Raw genomic sequence first — 15,542 nt, forward strand, 5'->3', positions numbered from 1 at the left:
GATGCCAGGAGGAGAGAGCCTCACGAGCACCGCGGAGCGCAACCGGTGATCCGCGTCCCAGCGGATCGTCGTGCGCGGTACGCGACCCGCTCTTCCCATCGTTCCCGCGTTCTGAGGCCGACCGCGGCCGATCGACGACGCAGGAGGAGATCGGCTATGAGTGGAGCCGCAGCGCCGTCCAGAGCTCGGTGCGGGCGGAGACGTCGTCGAGGTCGAGGCCGAGGGCGCGCTCGACGGCGGTGATGCGGTTGCGGAGGGTGTGACGGTGCACGCCGAGGTCGCGGGCGGCGGGCTCCCAGGCGCCGTTGCGGCGGAGCCAGACGCGGGCGCTCTCGAGCAGCACGGCTCCCTCCGGGGTCAGCAGCGGTGCGAGCATCCGGCGGGCGAGCGGTGCTGCTCCGGCGGCGGCGAGAAGCCCGATCATCCCCTCGGCGGCGACGTCCTCGAACCGGACCACCGGCCCGTCTCCTGTCCGCTCGGCGGCGCGCCGCGCCTCCTCGAGGCCCCGGTCCAGGTCCGACCAGCCGATCGGGGCGGAGGCGCCGGCGCTCGCGCCGTGCCGCTCCAGCACGGCGGTCAGCGGCTCGAGTCCGTCGGCGGCGGCCACGGCGACGAGCGAGCCGTCCCTCTCGGCGAAGAACAGGCGCGCGCCGTCCTCCTCCGCCACGACCTCCAGCTCGTCGAGGAGCGAGTCGCCGTGCACGGGCGCGCTCAGCACGACCACCCGCACGGGCTCGGCGGGCAGCGGGCTCCCCAGGCGCCGTGCGGTGCTCTCGGCGACATCGAAGGCTCCCGCGGCCAGCAGCTCGAGCAGTCCGGAGCGCAGCTGCCGGCGGGAGGAGTCCAGCGCGCGCCGCTGCTCCAGCGCGATGCTCGCCAGGGCGATGACGCTCGCGACGAGGTCGCTGCCCGCCGGGTCCAGGGGCGTGCCGGTGCCCACGGCGAGCACCCCGCGCAGGTGGTCGCGGCGCCCGATCGTCTGCAGCGTCACTCCGCCGCCGTCGTCGAGTCGGAGTCCCGCTCGGCTGCCGCGGGTCAGGGCGTGCCTCGCGGCCGCGGCGACCGCCTCCTCCGCCGGCACGTCGAGCCGGGTGGGCAGGTGCACCCTCTGCCCGGCCGCGTCGTAGAGGGCGACCCAGCAGTCCAGCTGCCGCTCCAGCTCGGTGAGGATCGCCGCGAGCCCGTCCGGCCGCAGCGCCGCACGGGCGACCCGCCGCTGCGCCTCGAGCGACCACTCCAGCCGCTCACGCTGCTCCCGCGAGATCACGTCGGCGACGAACCGGATGATCCCCATGAACGGAGTCAGGTCCGCCACCTCCAGCAGCGGCAGGCCCTGGCGCTCGCACGCCGTGACGAGAGCGGCGGGCACCTCGTCGTGCACGATGCGGGTGGCGAAGCCGAGCGCGCGGATGCCGCGGCCGCGCAGCCGGGCGACGTACTCCTCCGAGAACTCGGCGCTGTCGTGCCCGGTGAAGTGGACGCCGTCGGTCAGCAGCAGCTGGCCCGACTCGAGCCAGGGCGTCGGATCGACGAGGTCCGAGGAGTGCGCCCACACCAGAGGGGCGTCGAGGTCGGCCTCGTCGTGGACGCCGGCGAGCACGCGCAGGCGGAAGGCCGGTTCGGCCAGCAGATCGCGGACGGTCGCGGGCATGCGCGGCTCCCTTCGACGTTCCGTCCATCGTAGGGTCCGCGGATCGACGGATCCGCACGCCCACTTCCGAGGTGCGCGCGGCACGATGGGGAGCATGACGTCCTCGACCGCCCCCACCGTCCGCGACAACGCCTCGGTCACCGCCGCCGACCGGTCCCGCGTGTTCCACTCCTGGTCGGCGCAGGGCGCGCTGAACCCGCTGCCGATCGCGGGCGGTCTCGGCGCCGAGGTCTGGGACGTCGACGGCACCCGCTACCTCGACTTCTCAAGCCAGCTCGTGAACGTCACCATCGGCTACCAGCACCCGAAGGTCGTCGCCGCGATCCAGGAGCAGGCGGGCGTCCTCACCACCGTCGGCCCCGCCTACGCGAACGAGACCCGCGCCGAGGCGGCCCGCCTGATCACCGAGCGGGCGCCCGAGGGCATGGAGAAGGTCTTCTTCACCAACGGCGGCGCGGATGCGAACGAGAACGCGATCCGCATGGCGCGGCTGTTCACCGGCCGCGACAAGGTCGTCTCGCTGTACCGCTCGTACCACGGCAACACGGGAGCGGCGATCGTCTCGACCGGCGACTGGCGCCGCATCCCGAACGAGTACTCCCGCGGGCACGTGCACGCCTTCGGGCCCTACCTGTACCGCAGCGAGTTCTGGGCCGAGACCCTCGAGCAGGAGTGCGAGCGCGCCCTCCACCACCTCGAGCGCGTCGTGCAGGCGGAGGGGCCGGAGTCGATCGCCGCGTTCCTCCTCGAGACCATCCCCGGCACCGCCGGCGTGCTCACCCCGCCGCCCGGCTACCTCGCGGGTGTGCGCGAGATCGCCGACCGGTACGGCATCCAGCTGATCCTCGACGAGGTCATGGCGGGCTTCGGCCGCACGGGGGAGTGGTTCGCCTTCGACGCCTTCGACGTGCGCCCCGATCTGATCACCTTCGCGAAGGGCGTCAACTCCGGCTACGTCCCGATCGGCGGCGTCGTCATCTCGGATCCGATCGCCCACCACTTCGACGAGCGCGTCTTCCCCGGCGGTCTCACCTACTCGGGCCACCCGCTCGCCGCGGCCAGCGTCGTCGCGACGCTCGAGGCGATGGAGGAGGAGGGGATCGTCGACAACGCGCGCACCATCGGCTCGGAGCACCTGGCCCCCGGCCTGGCGGCGCTCGAGGCGAAGCACGACCTGATCGGCGAGGTCCGGGGATCCGGAGTGTTCTGGGCCCTGGAGCTGGTCACCGACCGGGCCGCGCGCACCCCGCTGCCGGCGGCCTCCGTCGCCCGACTCAAGGCCGACCTGCTGTCCCGCGGTCTTCTGCCCTTCACCGCCGACAACCGGATCCACGTGGTCCCGCCGGCCGTCATCACCCCCGCCGAGGTCGCCCGCGGCCTCGGCATCCTCGACGACGCCCTCACCGCCTTCAGCGGCTGACCGTACTCCGTTCCTCCGAGCGCCGCGCGGGGGCGGTGTTCTCGCGAGGCGTATCCGGGGATCCGCGTTCCAGCGGATCCGCGTCGCCGTGCGCGACCCGCTCCTCGGGACCCGGCCCCGCGCTGGAGCCGACTGCGGGACGCCGCGAAGGCAGCGGCGCCGTCGCGAGGCGTATCCGGGGATCCGCGTTCCAGCGGATCCGCGTCGCCGTGCGCGTCCCGCTCCTCGGGACCCGGCCCCGCGCTGGAGCCGACTGCGGGACGCCGCGCGGGGAGCGGCGTCCTCGCGAGGCGTATCCGGGGATCCGCGTTCCAGCGGATCCGCGTCGCCGTGCGCGTCCCGCTCCTCGGGACCCGGCCGCGCGCTCGGGCCGACTGCGGGACGCCGCGCGGGGGGCGGCGTCCTAACCAGCGGCGTTCTCGCGAGGCGTATCCGGGGATCCGCGTTCCAGCGGATCCGCGTTCCAGCGGATCCGCGTCGCCGTGCGCGACCCGCTCCTCGGGACCCGGCCGCGCGCTCGGGCCGACTGCGGGACGCCGCGCGGGGAGCGGCGTCCTAACCAGCGGCGTCCTCGCGAGGCGTATCCGGGGATCCGCGTTCCAGCGGATCCGCGTCGCCGTGCGCATCCCGCTCCTCGGGACCCGGCCGCGCGCTCGGGCCGACTGCGGGACGCCGCGCGGGGAGCGGCGTCCTAACCAGCGGCGTTCTCGCGAGGCGTATCCGGGGATCCGCGTTCCAGCGGATCCGCGTCGTCGTGCGCATCCCGTTCCTCGGGACCCGGCCACGCGCTGGAGCCGACTGCGGGACGCCGCGCGGGGAGCGGCGTCCTAACCAGCACTGTGCAAGGCGAACGCCGTCACGAACCCGAGCACCGCGTACAGCCCGGTGAGCACGTCGTCGCGGTCGAACGCCTCGGGGATCATCGTGTTCGAGATCATGGCGAGGATCGCGCCGGCGGCGACGGTCGTCACGAAGGCCACGACCGCGCCCGGTGCGGTGGCGAAGACCAGGAAGCCGACCAGCGCCGCGGCGGCCGAGATCGCGGCGATCCCGCCCCAGACGGTGAAGACGTAGCGGGCGGAGCGGCCGTCGGCCTTCATGCCGACCGTCGAGGACAGGCCCTCGGGGAGGTTCGAGATCGCGACCGCGGCGACGATGGGCACGCTGATCGCCGCTCCCGCTCCGCCCTGGGCGACCGAGAGGCCGAGCACGATCGATTCGGGGACCCCGTCGATCAGGGCGCCGGCCGCGATGGCCGCGCCGCCTCCTCCGCCCGACCCCTTCGCGCTCTTGCGGTTCCCCGCGCCGGCGCGGGTGAGCAGCGCGTCCGCGCCGACGAAGACGACGGCTCCCGCGAGCGTGCCGAGGATCGTCGGGAGCAGTCCTCCGTCGTCCGCCGCCTCCTGCACGAGCTCGTAGGCGAGCGCCGAGATCAGCACCCCTGCTCCGAACGCGGAGATCGCGGCGGTGAGCTTCGGGGGCACGCGCACGAACCAGGCGAGCGCGGCGCCGATCAGGAGGGTGGCGCCGCCGATGGCGCCGCTGGCGAGGGCGAGGGTCCAGGGAGGCACGGCTCCACCCTGGCACCGGCGGCGTCCGGTCGCGGCGGGCTTGACGGGGGCGCTCGGCGGCGCTCGACCCGCCTCCGCCGGCCCCGACAGCTGTCGTGCAGGCGTCGGGCCGCGATGCCCGGCCGATCCTCGGCGATGGAGGGCCGCTCGGGCCGGGCGTCCCCGTAAACTGCCGGAATGGCGGAGTTCAGCGCGAGTGTTTTCCAGAACGAGTTCCTCTCGGACGGCGCCACCGACGTGCACGCCATCGTCACGGTGACCGCGTCCGGCACGGGGGTCGCCGGGTCCGACGGGGCCGCGGCCGAGATCATCATCGTGGACTGCTCCGGATCGATGACCGGCGAGAACATGACGGCCGCCAAGCGCGCCGCAGCCGTGGCCGTCGACCAGATCCTGGACGGCACCTTCTTCGCCGTCGTGGCCGGGTCCGAGCGCGCCGACCGCGCCTTCCCGTACCCCAACGCCACCGTCTCGATGGTGCGGATGGAGCCGGGGGCGCGAGCCGCGGCGAAGGAGGCGATCGGCTACCTCCAGGCCGACGGCGGCACCGCGATGGGCACCTGGCTGACCCTCGCCCGCCAGCTGTTCGCGACCGTGCCGGAGGCGACGCAGCGGCACGCGATCCTCCTCACCGACGGCAAGAACGAGCACGAGTCGCGGATGCAGCTGGACGCGGCGATCCGCGCGGCGTCCGGCGACTTCCAGTGCGACGTGCGCGGCGTCGGCTCCCGCTGGATCGTCGAGGAGGCGCGCACCATCGCGAGCGCCCTGCTGGGCACCGTGGGCCTGATCGCGAACCCGGCCGACATGGCCGCCGACTTCGAGTCGCTGATGCGGGCGTCGATGGGCCGGGGAGTCGCCAACGGCGAGCTCCGCGTCTGGACTCCGCAGGGCGCGCAGCTGCTCTTCGTCCGCCAGGTCGCGCCGAACCTCGAGGACCTCAGCTCCCGGCGGAACGCCGTGAACCCGCTCACCGGCGCCTACCCGACCGGCGCCTGGGGCGACGAGTCGCGGGAATACCACGTGGCGGTCCGGGTCGCGTCGAAGCCGGTCGGCTCGGAGCAGCTCGCCGCGCGGGTGCAGCTCAGCGTGCGCGACGAGGTGGTCGCCTCCGCCCTGGTGAAGGCGCGCTGGACGGACGACTCCGCCCTGACCGCCCGCATCGACCCCGCCGTCGCCCACTACACGGGCCAGACCGAGCTCGCCTCGGCGATCCAGGACGGGCTCGCAGCCAAGGCGCGGGGCGACGAGGCGACCGCCACGGTCAAGCTCGGGCGGGCGGTGCAGCTCGCCTCCGTCACCGGGAACGACGAGGCGACCGCGAAGCTGCGGAAGGTCGTCGAGATCGACAACCCGAACGAGGGCACCGTGCGGCTCAAGCGCGGCGTGGACCGCCTCGACGAGATGGCGCTGGACACCGCGTCGACCAAGACCACGCGGGTGCGCAAGTGAGCTTCCGCTGTCCCGAGGGGCACACCTCCCAGTCCGGCGACTACTGCGACGTCTGCGGAGCGCCCATCGGTGCCGCTGCGGCCCCGTCGCCCGCTCCCGCCGCGCCGACCACCGCGATCCCGACCGGCCCCTCGGTCTGCCCGCACTGCTCGTTCCCGAACGAGCCCGGCGCCCTGTTCTGCGAGAACTGCGGCTACGACTTCACGACCGGCTCCCTCCCCGAGGCCGATCCGTTCACCTCCTCCGGCGCCGTCCGCGCTCCGGGCGAGGTCGGCGGCTCCGCGACGCCGTCGGGGGACCCGGCCCAGCACCTGGGCGAGGCGCCCGCGCCGCAGGCCGATCCCGCGGCTCCGACCGAGCTGGTCCCGGAGCAGGAGGCCGGCTTCGACACCCCCGTCGCGACCGCGCCGCCCGCCGCTCCGCCGACCGAGGTGATCCCGGAGGCCCCTGCACCCGAGGCCGCAGCCCCCGACGCGGCACCCGAGGCCTCAGTGTCGGAGGAGGAGTCCGCGTCCGCGCCGGCCACCGGCTCCGCCCGCCCCGCCGCCGCCTCCGCGGACCCGGACCGCCCGTGGATCGCCGAGCTCTGGGTCGACCCGGAGTGGTACGCCGAGCAGCGCGCCGACGACCCCATGCCCTCGCCCGGCCCGCCCGCGACCGTCGTCCTCCGCGAGCGCACCCTGCTCGTCGGCCGCCCGTCCGTCTCCCGCGGCATCTCGCCGCAGGTGGACTGCGGCTCCGACTCCGGTGTCTCGCGGCGCCACTGCCAGCTGAGCACCGACGGCTACCGCTGGTGGGTCGAGGATCTGCAGTCGGCGAACGGCACGTACCTCGCCCCGGCCGGGGCGCCGCTCCCGCAGTCGCCGATCGCCGCCGGGCAGCGCCGCGAGGTCGAGGAGGGCGATCGGATCTACGTGGGCGCCTGGACGCGGATCGTGCTCCGTCCCGCGTTCCCCGGCGAGGCCTAGGGCCCCGCGCCCGCACGGTCAGCGACCGGCGAGCGCTCCGAGCATCCACGACAGCGCCGCGATCGCGCCGACGCCGACCACGCTCGAGCCGATGATCACGGAGCGCCGGATCCGTGCCGCGCGCGAGTCCGAGGCGGTCGGCGAGGCCGCCGCCGTGCCCGTCGTCATCCCGCCGCGGAGCCGGTGCGCGACCTCGTCGGCGGTCGGCCGCTTCTCCGGGTTCCGCTGCGTCATCGAGGTCAGCAGCGCCCGCCACTCCGCCGGCAGGGTGTCGGGCACGGAGGGGCTGCGGTGGAGGCGGGCGATCGCCGCTTCGAGGACGGTGCCCGAGTACTCGCGGTGACCGGTGATCGCCTCGAGGAGGACCAGGCCGAGAGAGAAGACGTCGCTCGCTCCGCTGATCGGCTCGCCCGCGACCTGCTCCGGGCTGACGAAGCTCGCGGTGCCGATCACGACGCCGTCGCTGGTGAGGCGGGAGCCGTCCATGAAGTGGGCCACGCCGAAGTCGGTGAGCTTGGCGGTGCGGGCGTAGCCGCTGGAGGCGACCTCGCTGACCAGGATGTTCGCGGGCTTCACGTCGCGGTGCACGACGCCGCGCTCGTGCAGGTAGGCGAGGGCCTCCGCGAGCTGCGTGCCGATCGCCGCGACCTCCGCCGCTGGGAGGGGGCCGGACTCGAGCCGCGCCTCCATCGTGGGGTCGGCGACGAGCTCCATCACGACGTAGCGGCGGACCTCGCCGCCGAAGTTGTGCAGCCCCGCGTCGAAGAGGTTGACGATGCCCGGGTGGGCGAAGGAGCTCAGCATCCGCACTTCGCGCTCCTGGCGGGCCACGTCCTCGGGGTTCGAGGCCTCCGCGCGGAACACCTTCACGGCGACCTCGCGCTGCACGGTCTCGTCGCGGGCCCGGTAGACCGAGCCCATCCCGCCGGAGCCGATGCGCTCGATCAGGAAGTAGCGGCCGGCCACCTTCTGCTGGGCGGCGTTCGCGGCGACGGTACTCATGGCGATCCCGCCTTCCGCTCGAACGGTGCGCTCCGGAGCGCACGAAATGGGCGCCTGCGTCGACGGTACCCCGGGGCGGCGCCGGCCGGGTCGGCGGAATGGGGGGATTGACACTCCCGGCCCCGGACGGGGGGACGAATGGCCGCTCAGCGCACCGATCGGCACCCCCCGCCGCGGGGTCAGCGGAGGCCGCTGCGCGCGAAGCCCTGCACGAAGTAGCGCTGGAACACCAGGAACAGCACCACCATCGGCACGACGTTCACCAGGGCGAACGCCATGGTCGCTCCGTAGTCGCTGCCGAACTGCCCCTGGAGGAAGAGCAGCCCGATCGGGAGCGTGAACAGCGCGTTCTCCTTCAGGGCGATGAGCGGCCAGGCGAAGTCGTTCCAGGAGCCGAGCAGCGACATGAAGAAGAGCACGGCGATGAGCGGCTTCGAGAGGGGGAGGACGATGGCCGTGAACACGCGGAAGTGCCCGGCGCCGTCGATCCGGGCCGCCTCGATCAGGTCCCGCGGGATCGCGAGGATGAACTGCCGCGCCAGGAACAGCCCGAACGCCGAGGCCGCCGTCGGCAGGATCACCGCCCAGTAGCTCCCGTAGAGGCCGAGGTCGGTGACGAGCCGGAACAGCGCCACCATGATCACCTGCACGGGCAGGGTGAGCGTCGACAGGGCCAGGAGGAAGAGCACTCCGGATCCGCGGAACCGCAGCTGCGCGAAGGCGTAGCCGCCGAGCAGGTTGATCGTCACGGTGATCAGCGCGGTGACCAGGCTGATCGCGAGGGAGTTGCCGAACCAGGTCGCTACGGGGAACGACGAGAACACGCGCTCGAAGTTCACCAGCGTCAGCTCGCGCGGCCAGAGGCGGAGGGTGCCGCCGAGCAGCTCGGACCGCGAGGAGAACGCGACGACGACCATCCAGTACAGCGGGAAGACGATGACCACCGAGACGGCGAGGGCGAGAGCGAGGCGGAGCAGGCGCGAGGTGCGCGACGTGCGGATCATTCGACGAGGTCCCTCGAGCGGTTGGTGCGCCACTGCACGGCGGTGAAGATCATGGTCAGGATCAGCAGCACGATGCCGATGGCTGCGGCGTAGCCCTGGTCGCGGGTGACGAACCCGGTGTCGTAGGCGTAGGTCACGAGCACCGAGGTCGCGTTCTGCGGTCCGCCGCCGGTGAGCACGAAGACGATGTCGAACACCTGGAACGAGTAGATGACGTTGAGGATGAGCAGGAAGAACGACGACGGGCCGACCAGCGGCAGCGTCACGTGGCGGAACTGCTGCCACGCGTTCGCTCCGTCGAGCCGGGCCGCCTCGTAGAGCGCCGGGTTCACCCCCTGCAGCCCCGCCAGGTAGATGAGCATGTTGAAGCCGGTGCGCCACCACAGGGTGACGAGCACCACGGAGGCGAAGGCCGCCGCTCCGCCGGACTGCCAGGCGATGCGGGGGAGGCCGATCGTCTGGAGCATGCCGTCGAGCACGCCGCTGTTCTCGTCGAAGATCAGCACGCCCATCAGCGCCGTCGCCACGCCGGAGACCGCCATCGGCAGGATGAGGATGCTGCGGAACACCGGACGCGCGGGCAGCACCGAGTTCATCAGCACCGCCGCGCCGAGGCCCAGCGCCATCGAGAGCGGGGTCACGATCAGGGTGAACAGCGCCGTGTTCAGCGTCGAGCGCCAGAAGAGGCCGTCGCCGAGCAGCCGCGCGTAGTTGTCGAGTCCGACGAAGACGCCGTCGCCGAAGCCGTTCGTGCGCTGGAAGCCGATCAGGAACGCGCCGCCCAGGGGGACGAACACGAACAGCCCGAGCATCAGCAGGTTCGGCGCGAGGAACGCGTAGGCGGCCGCCGTCTCGCGGGCGGGGGCGCGGGAGGTGCGCCGGGGGCGGGCGGTCACCGCCTCCGGCGCGAGGACCGACCGGCTCACTGCGTCGCGGCCGCGATACCGGAGGTGAGGCCGGCGATGGTGTCCTCGGTGCTGCGCCCGCCGACGAAGGCCTGCTCCAGCTGCTCCTTGAGCACCGTGATGATCGCGGCCATGTCGGGCGAGGCGACCTGCGCCGAGTCGGACGCCTGGACGGTGCCCGCCTGGCCGAGGAACACTTCGGCGAGCTCGGGGCGCACGGCGAACTCGATGCCCGACTCCGTGAGGTCGCGGCGAGTGGGGAGGAGCGAGGCGCCGGCGCAGAAGTCGCGCATCGCCTCCTCCTCCGTCACGAACGCGAGGAAGGAGGCGGCCAGCTCCGGGTTCTTCGCGGCCTTGGTCGCGACGAGGGCGTTGCCGCCGAAGTCGCCGCCTCCGCGCACGTTTCGCGGGGAGAAGGTGGCGCCCCACTCGAAGTCGAGGGTGGAGTCGGCGTCGGGGATGAGGAACGCGCCGGCGAAGGTCATCGCGGTGGTCTGCGAGTACCAGAGGTCGCTGGCGTAGGTGGTCGCCTGCACGGAGCTGCTCGGCGGCACGAGGCCGTCGGTGAAGAAGCTGCGGCTGAAGTCGATCGCGGCGCGGCCGGCGGCGGAGTCGATCGCGGGCCCGGACAGGTCCTCGGTGAGGAAGCGGCCGTCGGCCTGGAAGAGCAGGCTGAGCCAGCGCGTGACGCCGTTGCCCTGCCAGTTGTAGGCGAAGGGGTAGCGCTCGGCGGGGAGCGAGGCGCGCAGCTTCCGCCCGACCTCGGTGAACTCCTCCCAGGTCCACGCCTCCTCGGGCGAGGAGGGGAAGGAGGTGACGCCCGCGTCGGCCAGCACCTGCGTGTTGTAGAGGATCAGCGAGGTGTCGGTGTGGTGGGGGACGCCGAAGGGGCTCCCGCCGCTCTGCACTGCGGCCCAGGCCGGATCGGTGAACCGCTCGGCGACGTCGGAGTCGAGGAAGCCCGACAGGTCCAGGAGCTGGTCGCGGCCGGCGTAGCTGCCGAACGTGTAGTACGGGACCCGGAAGACGTCCGGCGGGTTCCCCGCCTGCAGCTGCGCGTCGATGTTGGTGAACATCTGCTCGTACGGGACCGCGTTGAGGGTCACGGTGGCGCCGGCGTTCGCCGACTGGAACGCGTCGATCGCGCGCTGGAAGCCGGCCAGCTCGGCGTCGGTGCCCCAGGTGGTGAAGGTGAGGGTGTCGCTGCCGGCGCTCGCCGCGGGGCCCGCGGGGGCGAAGCCGCAGCCGGAGAGGACCGGGACGGAGGCGGCGACGCCGAGCGCTCCGAGGAAGCGGCGGCGGTCGAGGACCGCGCGTCCGAGCTGCGAGAGGTCGAGAGCCCCCGCGGGGAGGCCCTTGCTGGTCAGGCCCATGACGGCCTCCTTCCGGGGGCCATTGGCAGGCTCCCGGGGGCAGGCTATTCCGGCAGGGCCGCGGGAATCGCGGCTGGACGGATCGGCCGATCCATGAGAGGAGCGGCCGATCCGCCCGGCGGGCGTTCAGCCGCGGCGGCCGAGCATCCCCTCGAACGAGCCGTCGAGCGCCCACGGGTCGGGCGCGGAGCCCGAGCGGGAGGAGCGGGCGGCTTGATCGGCCAGCTCGCGTCCGGCGCGCTCGATGCGCGAGGGCAGCGCCCGTCCGTCTTCGGTCGCGCCGCCCCAGTCGTCCGTCGCCGCGAACACGGTGGTCGCGAGGGGCGCCGCGTGCAGGTAGGTGAAGAGCGGGCGCATCGCGTAGTCGACGGCCAGGGAGTGGCGGGGGGACCCGCCCGTGGCCGCCAGCAGCACGGGCAGGCCGCGCAGCGCCTCCGTGTCGAGCACGTCGACGAACGACTTGAAGAGCCCGCTGTAGCTGGTGGTGAAGATCGGCGTCACGGCGATCAGGCCGTCGGCGCCGGCGACCGCGTCGAGCGCGGTCTGCAGTGCGGGGCTCGCGAAGCCGGTGAGGAGGTTGTTCGTGACGTCGTGCGCGAGGTCGCGCAGCTCCACGACGCTCCGCTCGACGGCGAAGCCCTGCTCGGTGAGGGAGGACTCGGCGGCGTCGGCCAGGCGGTCGGCGAGCAGCCGGGTCGAGGACGGCTGGCTGAGGCCGGCCGAGAGGACGGTGATCCTGCGGGTGTCCATGGAGAGCTCCTGACTAGACGGTGACGGGCTCGGCCGCGGGCTGCGCGTCGCGCGCGGCCACGAGGGAGGCGTGGGTGGGGGCGTCGGGCACGTGCGAGGGGCGGCCCTCGGCGAAGCCGGCGCGGAGGGCGGGGAGGATCTCGCCGAGCATGTCCATCTGCTCCAGGACGGTCTTCAGCGGGAGTCCCGCGTGGTCCATCAGGAAGAGCTGGCGCTGGTAGTCGCCGACGTACTCGCGGAAGCCGAGGGTGCGGTCGATGATCTGCTGCGGGGAGCCGACGGTGAGCGGGGTCTGCTCCGTGAAGTCCTCGAGCGAGGGGCCGTGGCCGTAGACGGGGGCGTTGTCGAAGTAGGGGCGGAACTGCGAGACCGCGTCCTGCGAGTTCTTCGCCAGGAAGATCTGCCCGCCGAGGCCGACGATCGCCTGGTCGGCGGTCCCGTGGCCGTAGTGCTCGAAGCGCTGGCGGTAGAGCTGCACCATCTTCTGGGTGTGCGAGGCGGGCCAGAAGATGTGGTTCGCGAAGAAGCCGTCGCCGTAGTAGGCGGCCTGCTCGGCGATCTGAGGGGAGCGGATCGATCCGTGCCACACGAACGGCGCGACACCGTCGAGGGGGCGCGGGGTCGACTGGAAGCCCTGGAGGGGCGTGCGGAACTGGCCCTCCCAGTCGACGAAGTCCTCGGTCCACAGGCGGTGCAGCAGGTCGTAGTTCTCGATCGTCAGCTCGATGCCGCGGCGGATGTCCTTGCCGAACCACGGGTAGACGGGGCCGGTGTTGCCGCGGCCGAGCATCAGGTCGACGCGGCCGCCGGCGAGGTGCTGGAGCATCGCGTAGTCCTCGGCGAGCTTCACCGGGTCGTTCGTGGTGATGAGGGCCATCGCGGTGGAGAGCGTGATCCTCTCGGTCTTCGCCGCGAGGTAGCCGAGCGTGGTGGTGGGGGAGGAGGACCAGAACGGCGGATTGTGGTGCTCGCCCAGGGCGAAGACGTCGAGGCCGATCTCCTCCGCCTTCAGCGCGATCGCGAGGGTCGCCTGGATCTTCTCGGACTCGGACGGGGTCCGTCCGGTCGTGGGGTCGGTCGTGATGTCGCTGACCGTGAAGATGCCGAACTGCATCAGGCGCTCCTTCTGTCCTCCGGCCCGGTGGGGCCTGGTCCATGCGTTTGCATGTACATTCTCATTCAACCACGTGCGGCCGGATCTATTCCCGTGGATCCCCGGGCCTCCGCCGGCCTGTCGGAGGACGGCGCCGGTGCCGTGCCCGGACGTCGCCGACCCGCCCCGCTCGCCCCGCGGCCGCCCGAAACATCCCCGCAATACGCCCCGCACTAGAGTCGTGCCATGGGTGACCTCTTCGACGGATACGGGTCCCAGAAGGTCGAGCGGCCCGACACGGGCGCCACCCCCTGGGACGAGATGTTCGCCGACGTGGCGTCGACCGGAAGCCCCGACGGGGTCCGCGGCGCCTACCGCGACATCTACTCCTCGCTCGCGCGGATGACCCAGGAGGAGCTGCGCGGCCGCACCGACGCGCTCGCCTCCTCCTACCTCGCGCAGGGCGTCACCTTCGACTTCGCGGGGGAGGAGCGGCCGTTCCCGCTCGACGCCGTCCCCCGGGTGATCGAGCGCGCCGAGTGGAACGAGGTGCAGACCGGCATCAAGCAGCGGGTCCGTGCTCTCGAGGCGTTCCTCGCCGACGTCTACGGCCCGCAGAACGCCGTGGCCGACGGCGTCATCCCCGCCGGGCTGATCTCGAGCTCCAGCCACTTCCACCGGCAGGCCGCGGGCATCGTCCCCGCGAACGGCGTGCGGATCCAGGTGTCCGGGATCGACCTGATCCGCGACGAGAAGGGCGGCTGGCGGGTCCTCGAGGACAACGTCCGCGTGCCCTCCGGCGTCTCCTACGTCATCTCGAACCGCCGGGTGATGGCGCAGACGCTGCCCGAGCTGTTCGTCTCGATGCGGGTGCGCCCGGTCGGCGACTACCCGAACAAGCTGCTGCAGGCCCTCCGCGCCTCCGCCCCCGAGGGCGTCGACGACCCGACCGTGGTCGTGCTCACCCCCGGCGTCTACAACTCCGCCTACTTCGAGCACACCCTCCTCGCCCGCCTCATGGGCGTCGAGCTGGTCGAGGGCCGCGACCTGTTCTGCACGGGCGGCAAGGTGTTCATGCGCACCACCTCCGGCCCGACCCGGGTCGACGTGATCTACCGCCGCGTGGACGACGAGTTCCTCGATCCGCTGCAGTTCCGCGCCGACTCGATGCTCGGCTCACCCGGGCTGATGCTCGCGGCCCGGCTCGGGAACGTCACGATCGCCAACGCGGTCGGCAACGGCGTCGCCGACGACAAGCTCGTCTACACCTACCTGCCCGACCTCATCCGCTACTACCTCTCGGAGGAGCCGGTGATCAAGAACGTCGACACGTGGCGCCTGGAGGATCCGGGAGCGCTCGAGGAGGTGCTCGACCGCCTCGACGAGCTCGTCGTGAAGCCGGTCGACGGCTCCGGCGGCAAGGGCCTGGTCGTCGGGCCGGCCGCCTCGGCGAAGGAGCTCGCGGAGCTGCGGTCCCGCCTCCAGGCCGACCCGCGCGGCTGGATCGCGCAGCCGGTCGTGCAGCTCTCCACCATCCCCACCCTCGTCGACGACGGGATGCGTCCCCGGCACGCCGACCTTCGGCCCTTCGCCGTGAACGACGGCACCGACGTCTGGGTGCTGCCCGGCGGCCTGACCCGCGTCGCGCTCCCGGAGGGGCAGCTCGTCGTCAACTCGTCGCAGGGCGGCGGATCGAAGGACACCTGGGTGGTCGGCCTCGAGGAGGCGCGCAGCGCCGAGCCCGAGGCGCGCGACATCCAGGCGCTCGTCGCCGAGCAGGCCGCGGTCACCAGCTCCATCCCGATCGTCTACCCGCTCAACCACACGCCCGACCACTCGCCGCAGGACGCGCCGAACACCGACCAGGACCAGCAGCAGCAGCAGACGCTCGCGGCGAGGGAGGACGACTGATGCTCTCCCGGATCGCCGAGTCGCTGTTCTGGATCGGCCGCTACATCGAGCGGTCCGACGGCACCGCCCGCATCCTCGACGTCCACCTCCAGCTCCTGCTCGAGGACCCGTGGATCGACGAGGACACGGCCTGCCGCTCGCTCCTGTCGGTGATGGGCTCGACCCCGCCCGACGACATGCGCGAGATCACCCGCGCCGACGTGCTGGCGATCCTCGCGATCGACCGCACGAACCCCGCCTCGATCGCCTACTCGCTCGGCGCGGCCCGCGAGAACGCCCGCCGGGCGCGCGAGATCGTCTCGACCGAGCTCTGGGAGTGCCTCAACACCACGCGCACCCGCATGCCGCGCCGCGTCTCGGGCGAGCGGGTGTCGGAGTTCTTCAGCTGGGTGCGCGAGCGCTCCGCCCTCGCCGTCGGCATCATCGAGTCGGCGACCTCGCG

13 protein-coding genes are annotated in these 15,542 nt (G+C 72.9%); 5 read left to right on the forward strand and 8 right to left on the reverse strand.

The window, feature by feature from the left end; genetic code table 11:
• Positions 1-154 precede the first annotated feature (154 nt).
• Positions 155-1,651: a PucR family transcriptional regulator gene (locus tag C5C27_RS13470; RefSeq protein WP_181110591.1), complete on the reverse strand. Its 1,497-nt coding sequence runs from the start codon at positions 1,649-1,651 to the stop codon at positions 155-157.
• Between the two features lie 94 nt (positions 1,652-1,745).
• Between C5C27_RS13470 and C5C27_RS13475 the strand changes: the two genes are divergently transcribed.
• Complete coding sequence (locus tag C5C27_RS13475) at positions 1,746-3,071, forward strand: aspartate aminotransferase family protein (protein ID WP_104282233.1); 1,326 nt, start codon at positions 1,746-1,748, stop codon at positions 3,069-3,071.
• Between the two features lie 827 nt (positions 3,072-3,898).
• On the opposite strand, the gene C5C27_RS13480 is transcribed toward C5C27_RS13475, so the two are convergent.
• A complete protein-coding gene (locus C5C27_RS13480; protein WP_104223842.1) occupies positions 3,899-4,642 on the reverse strand; it encodes a ZIP family metal transporter in 744 nt (247 codons plus the stop codon).
• A 177-nt stretch (positions 4,643-4,819) separates the two neighbouring features.
• Here C5C27_RS13480 and C5C27_RS13485 point away from each other — a divergent pair, with 177 nt between their 5' ends.
• Both C5C27_RS13485 and C5C27_RS13490 read left to right on the forward strand, forming a co-directional pair.
• The gene (locus C5C27_RS13485; RefSeq protein WP_104238603.1) at positions 4,820-6,094 is read left to right on the forward strand and encodes a VWA domain-containing protein; all 1,275 of its coding nucleotides are present in this window, start codon (positions 4,820-4,822) and stop codon (positions 6,092-6,094) included.
• Positions 6,091-7,062, forward strand: coding sequence for an FHA domain-containing protein (locus tag C5C27_RS13490; RefSeq protein ID WP_104314656.1), 972 nt, complete (start codon positions 6,091-6,093; stop codon positions 7,060-7,062). The genes C5C27_RS13485 and C5C27_RS13490 overlap by 4 nt, the downstream gene beginning before the upstream one ends.
• 18 nt (positions 7,063-7,080) lie before the next feature.
• Here C5C27_RS13490 and C5C27_RS13495 read toward each other — a convergent pair whose 3' ends face one another.
• The 6 genes from C5C27_RS13495 to C5C27_RS13520 all read right to left on the reverse strand — a co-directional run bounded on the left by C5C27_RS13495 (position 7,081) and on the right by C5C27_RS13520 (position 13,210).
• Positions 7,081-8,064, reverse strand: coding sequence for a serine/threonine-protein kinase (locus C5C27_RS13495; protein ID WP_104314657.1), 984 nt, complete (start codon positions 8,062-8,064; stop codon positions 7,081-7,083).
• Between the two features lie 179 nt (positions 8,065-8,243).
• Positions 8,244-9,068, reverse strand: coding sequence for a carbohydrate ABC transporter permease (locus C5C27_RS13500; protein WP_104233145.1), 825 nt, complete (start codon positions 9,066-9,068; stop codon positions 8,244-8,246).
• Complete coding sequence (locus tag C5C27_RS13505) at positions 9,065-9,964, reverse strand: carbohydrate ABC transporter permease (RefSeq protein ID WP_244229482.1); 900 nt, start codon at positions 9,962-9,964, stop codon at positions 9,065-9,067. Before C5C27_RS13505 ends, C5C27_RS13500 begins: the two co-directional genes overlap by 4 nt.
• 26 nt (positions 9,965-9,990) lie before the next feature.
• On the reverse strand, positions 9,991-11,346 hold the full coding sequence (locus tag C5C27_RS13510; protein WP_104314658.1) for a sugar ABC transporter substrate-binding protein: 1,356 nt from the start codon (positions 11,344-11,346) through the stop codon (positions 9,991-9,993).
• 126 nt (positions 11,347-11,472) lie between these two features.
• Positions 11,473-12,096: an FMN reductase gene (locus tag C5C27_RS13515; protein ID WP_104226199.1), complete on the reverse strand. Its 624-nt coding sequence runs from the start codon at positions 12,094-12,096 to the stop codon at positions 11,473-11,475.
• A 13-nt stretch (positions 12,097-12,109) separates the two neighbouring features.
• A complete protein-coding gene (locus tag C5C27_RS13520) occupies positions 12,110-13,210 on the reverse strand; it encodes an LLM class flavin-dependent oxidoreductase (RefSeq protein ID WP_104223849.1) in 1,101 nt (366 codons plus the stop codon).
• A gap of 225 nt (positions 13,211-13,435) precedes the next feature.
• On the opposite strand from C5C27_RS13520, the gene C5C27_RS13525 reads away from it, so the two are divergent.
• Both C5C27_RS13525 and C5C27_RS13530 read left to right on the forward strand, forming a co-directional pair.
• On the forward strand, positions 13,436-15,100 hold the full coding sequence (locus C5C27_RS13525; RefSeq protein WP_104314659.1) for a circularly permuted type 2 ATP-grasp protein: 1,665 nt from the start codon (positions 13,436-13,438) through the stop codon (positions 15,098-15,100).
• Positions 15,100-15,542 (forward strand): alpha-E domain-containing protein (locus tag C5C27_RS13530; protein WP_146079692.1); only part of this gene is annotated, 443 nt, incomplete at its 3' end. The genes C5C27_RS13525 and C5C27_RS13530, both read left to right, overlap by 1 nt.

The sequence above is a fragment of the Rathayibacter sp. AY2B7 genome (assembly GCF_002931635.1).
Lineage (GTDB): Bacteria > Actinomycetota > Actinomycetes > Actinomycetales > Microbacteriaceae > Rathayibacter.

Coding starts and splice junctions, on each gene's coding strand:
- C5C27_RS13470 (WP_181110591.1), bottom strand. CDS start 1,651: ATGCCCGCGACCGTCCGCGATCTGCTGGCCGAACCGGCCTTCCGCCTG.
- C5C27_RS13475 (WP_104282233.1), top strand. CDS start 1,746: ATGACGTCCTCGACCGCCCCCACCGTCCGCGACAACGCCTCGGTCACC.
- C5C27_RS13485 (WP_104238603.1), top strand. CDS start 4,820: ATGGCGGAGTTCAGCGCGAGTGTTTTCCAGAACGAGTTCCTCTCGGAC.
- C5C27_RS13495 (WP_104314657.1), bottom strand. CDS start 8,064: ATGAGTACCGTCGCCGCGAACGCCGCCCAGCAGAAGGTGGCCGGCCGC.
- C5C27_RS13500 (WP_104233145.1), bottom strand. CDS start 9,068: ATGATCCGCACGTCGCGCACCTCGCGCCTGCTCCGCCTCGCTCTCGCC.
- C5C27_RS13510 (WP_104314658.1), bottom strand. CDS start 11,346: ATGGGCCTGACCAGCAAGGGCCTCCCCGCGGGGGCTCTCGACCTCTCG.
- C5C27_RS13515 (WP_104226199.1), bottom strand. CDS start 12,096: ATGGACACCCGCAGGATCACCGTCCTCTCGGCCGGCCTCAGCCAGCCG.
- C5C27_RS13520 (WP_104223849.1), bottom strand. CDS start 13,210: ATGCAGTTCGGCATCTTCACGGTCAGCGACATCACGACCGACCCCACG.
- C5C27_RS13525 (WP_104314659.1), top strand. CDS start 13,436: ATGGGTGACCTCTTCGACGGATACGGGTCCCAGAAGGTCGAGCGGCCC.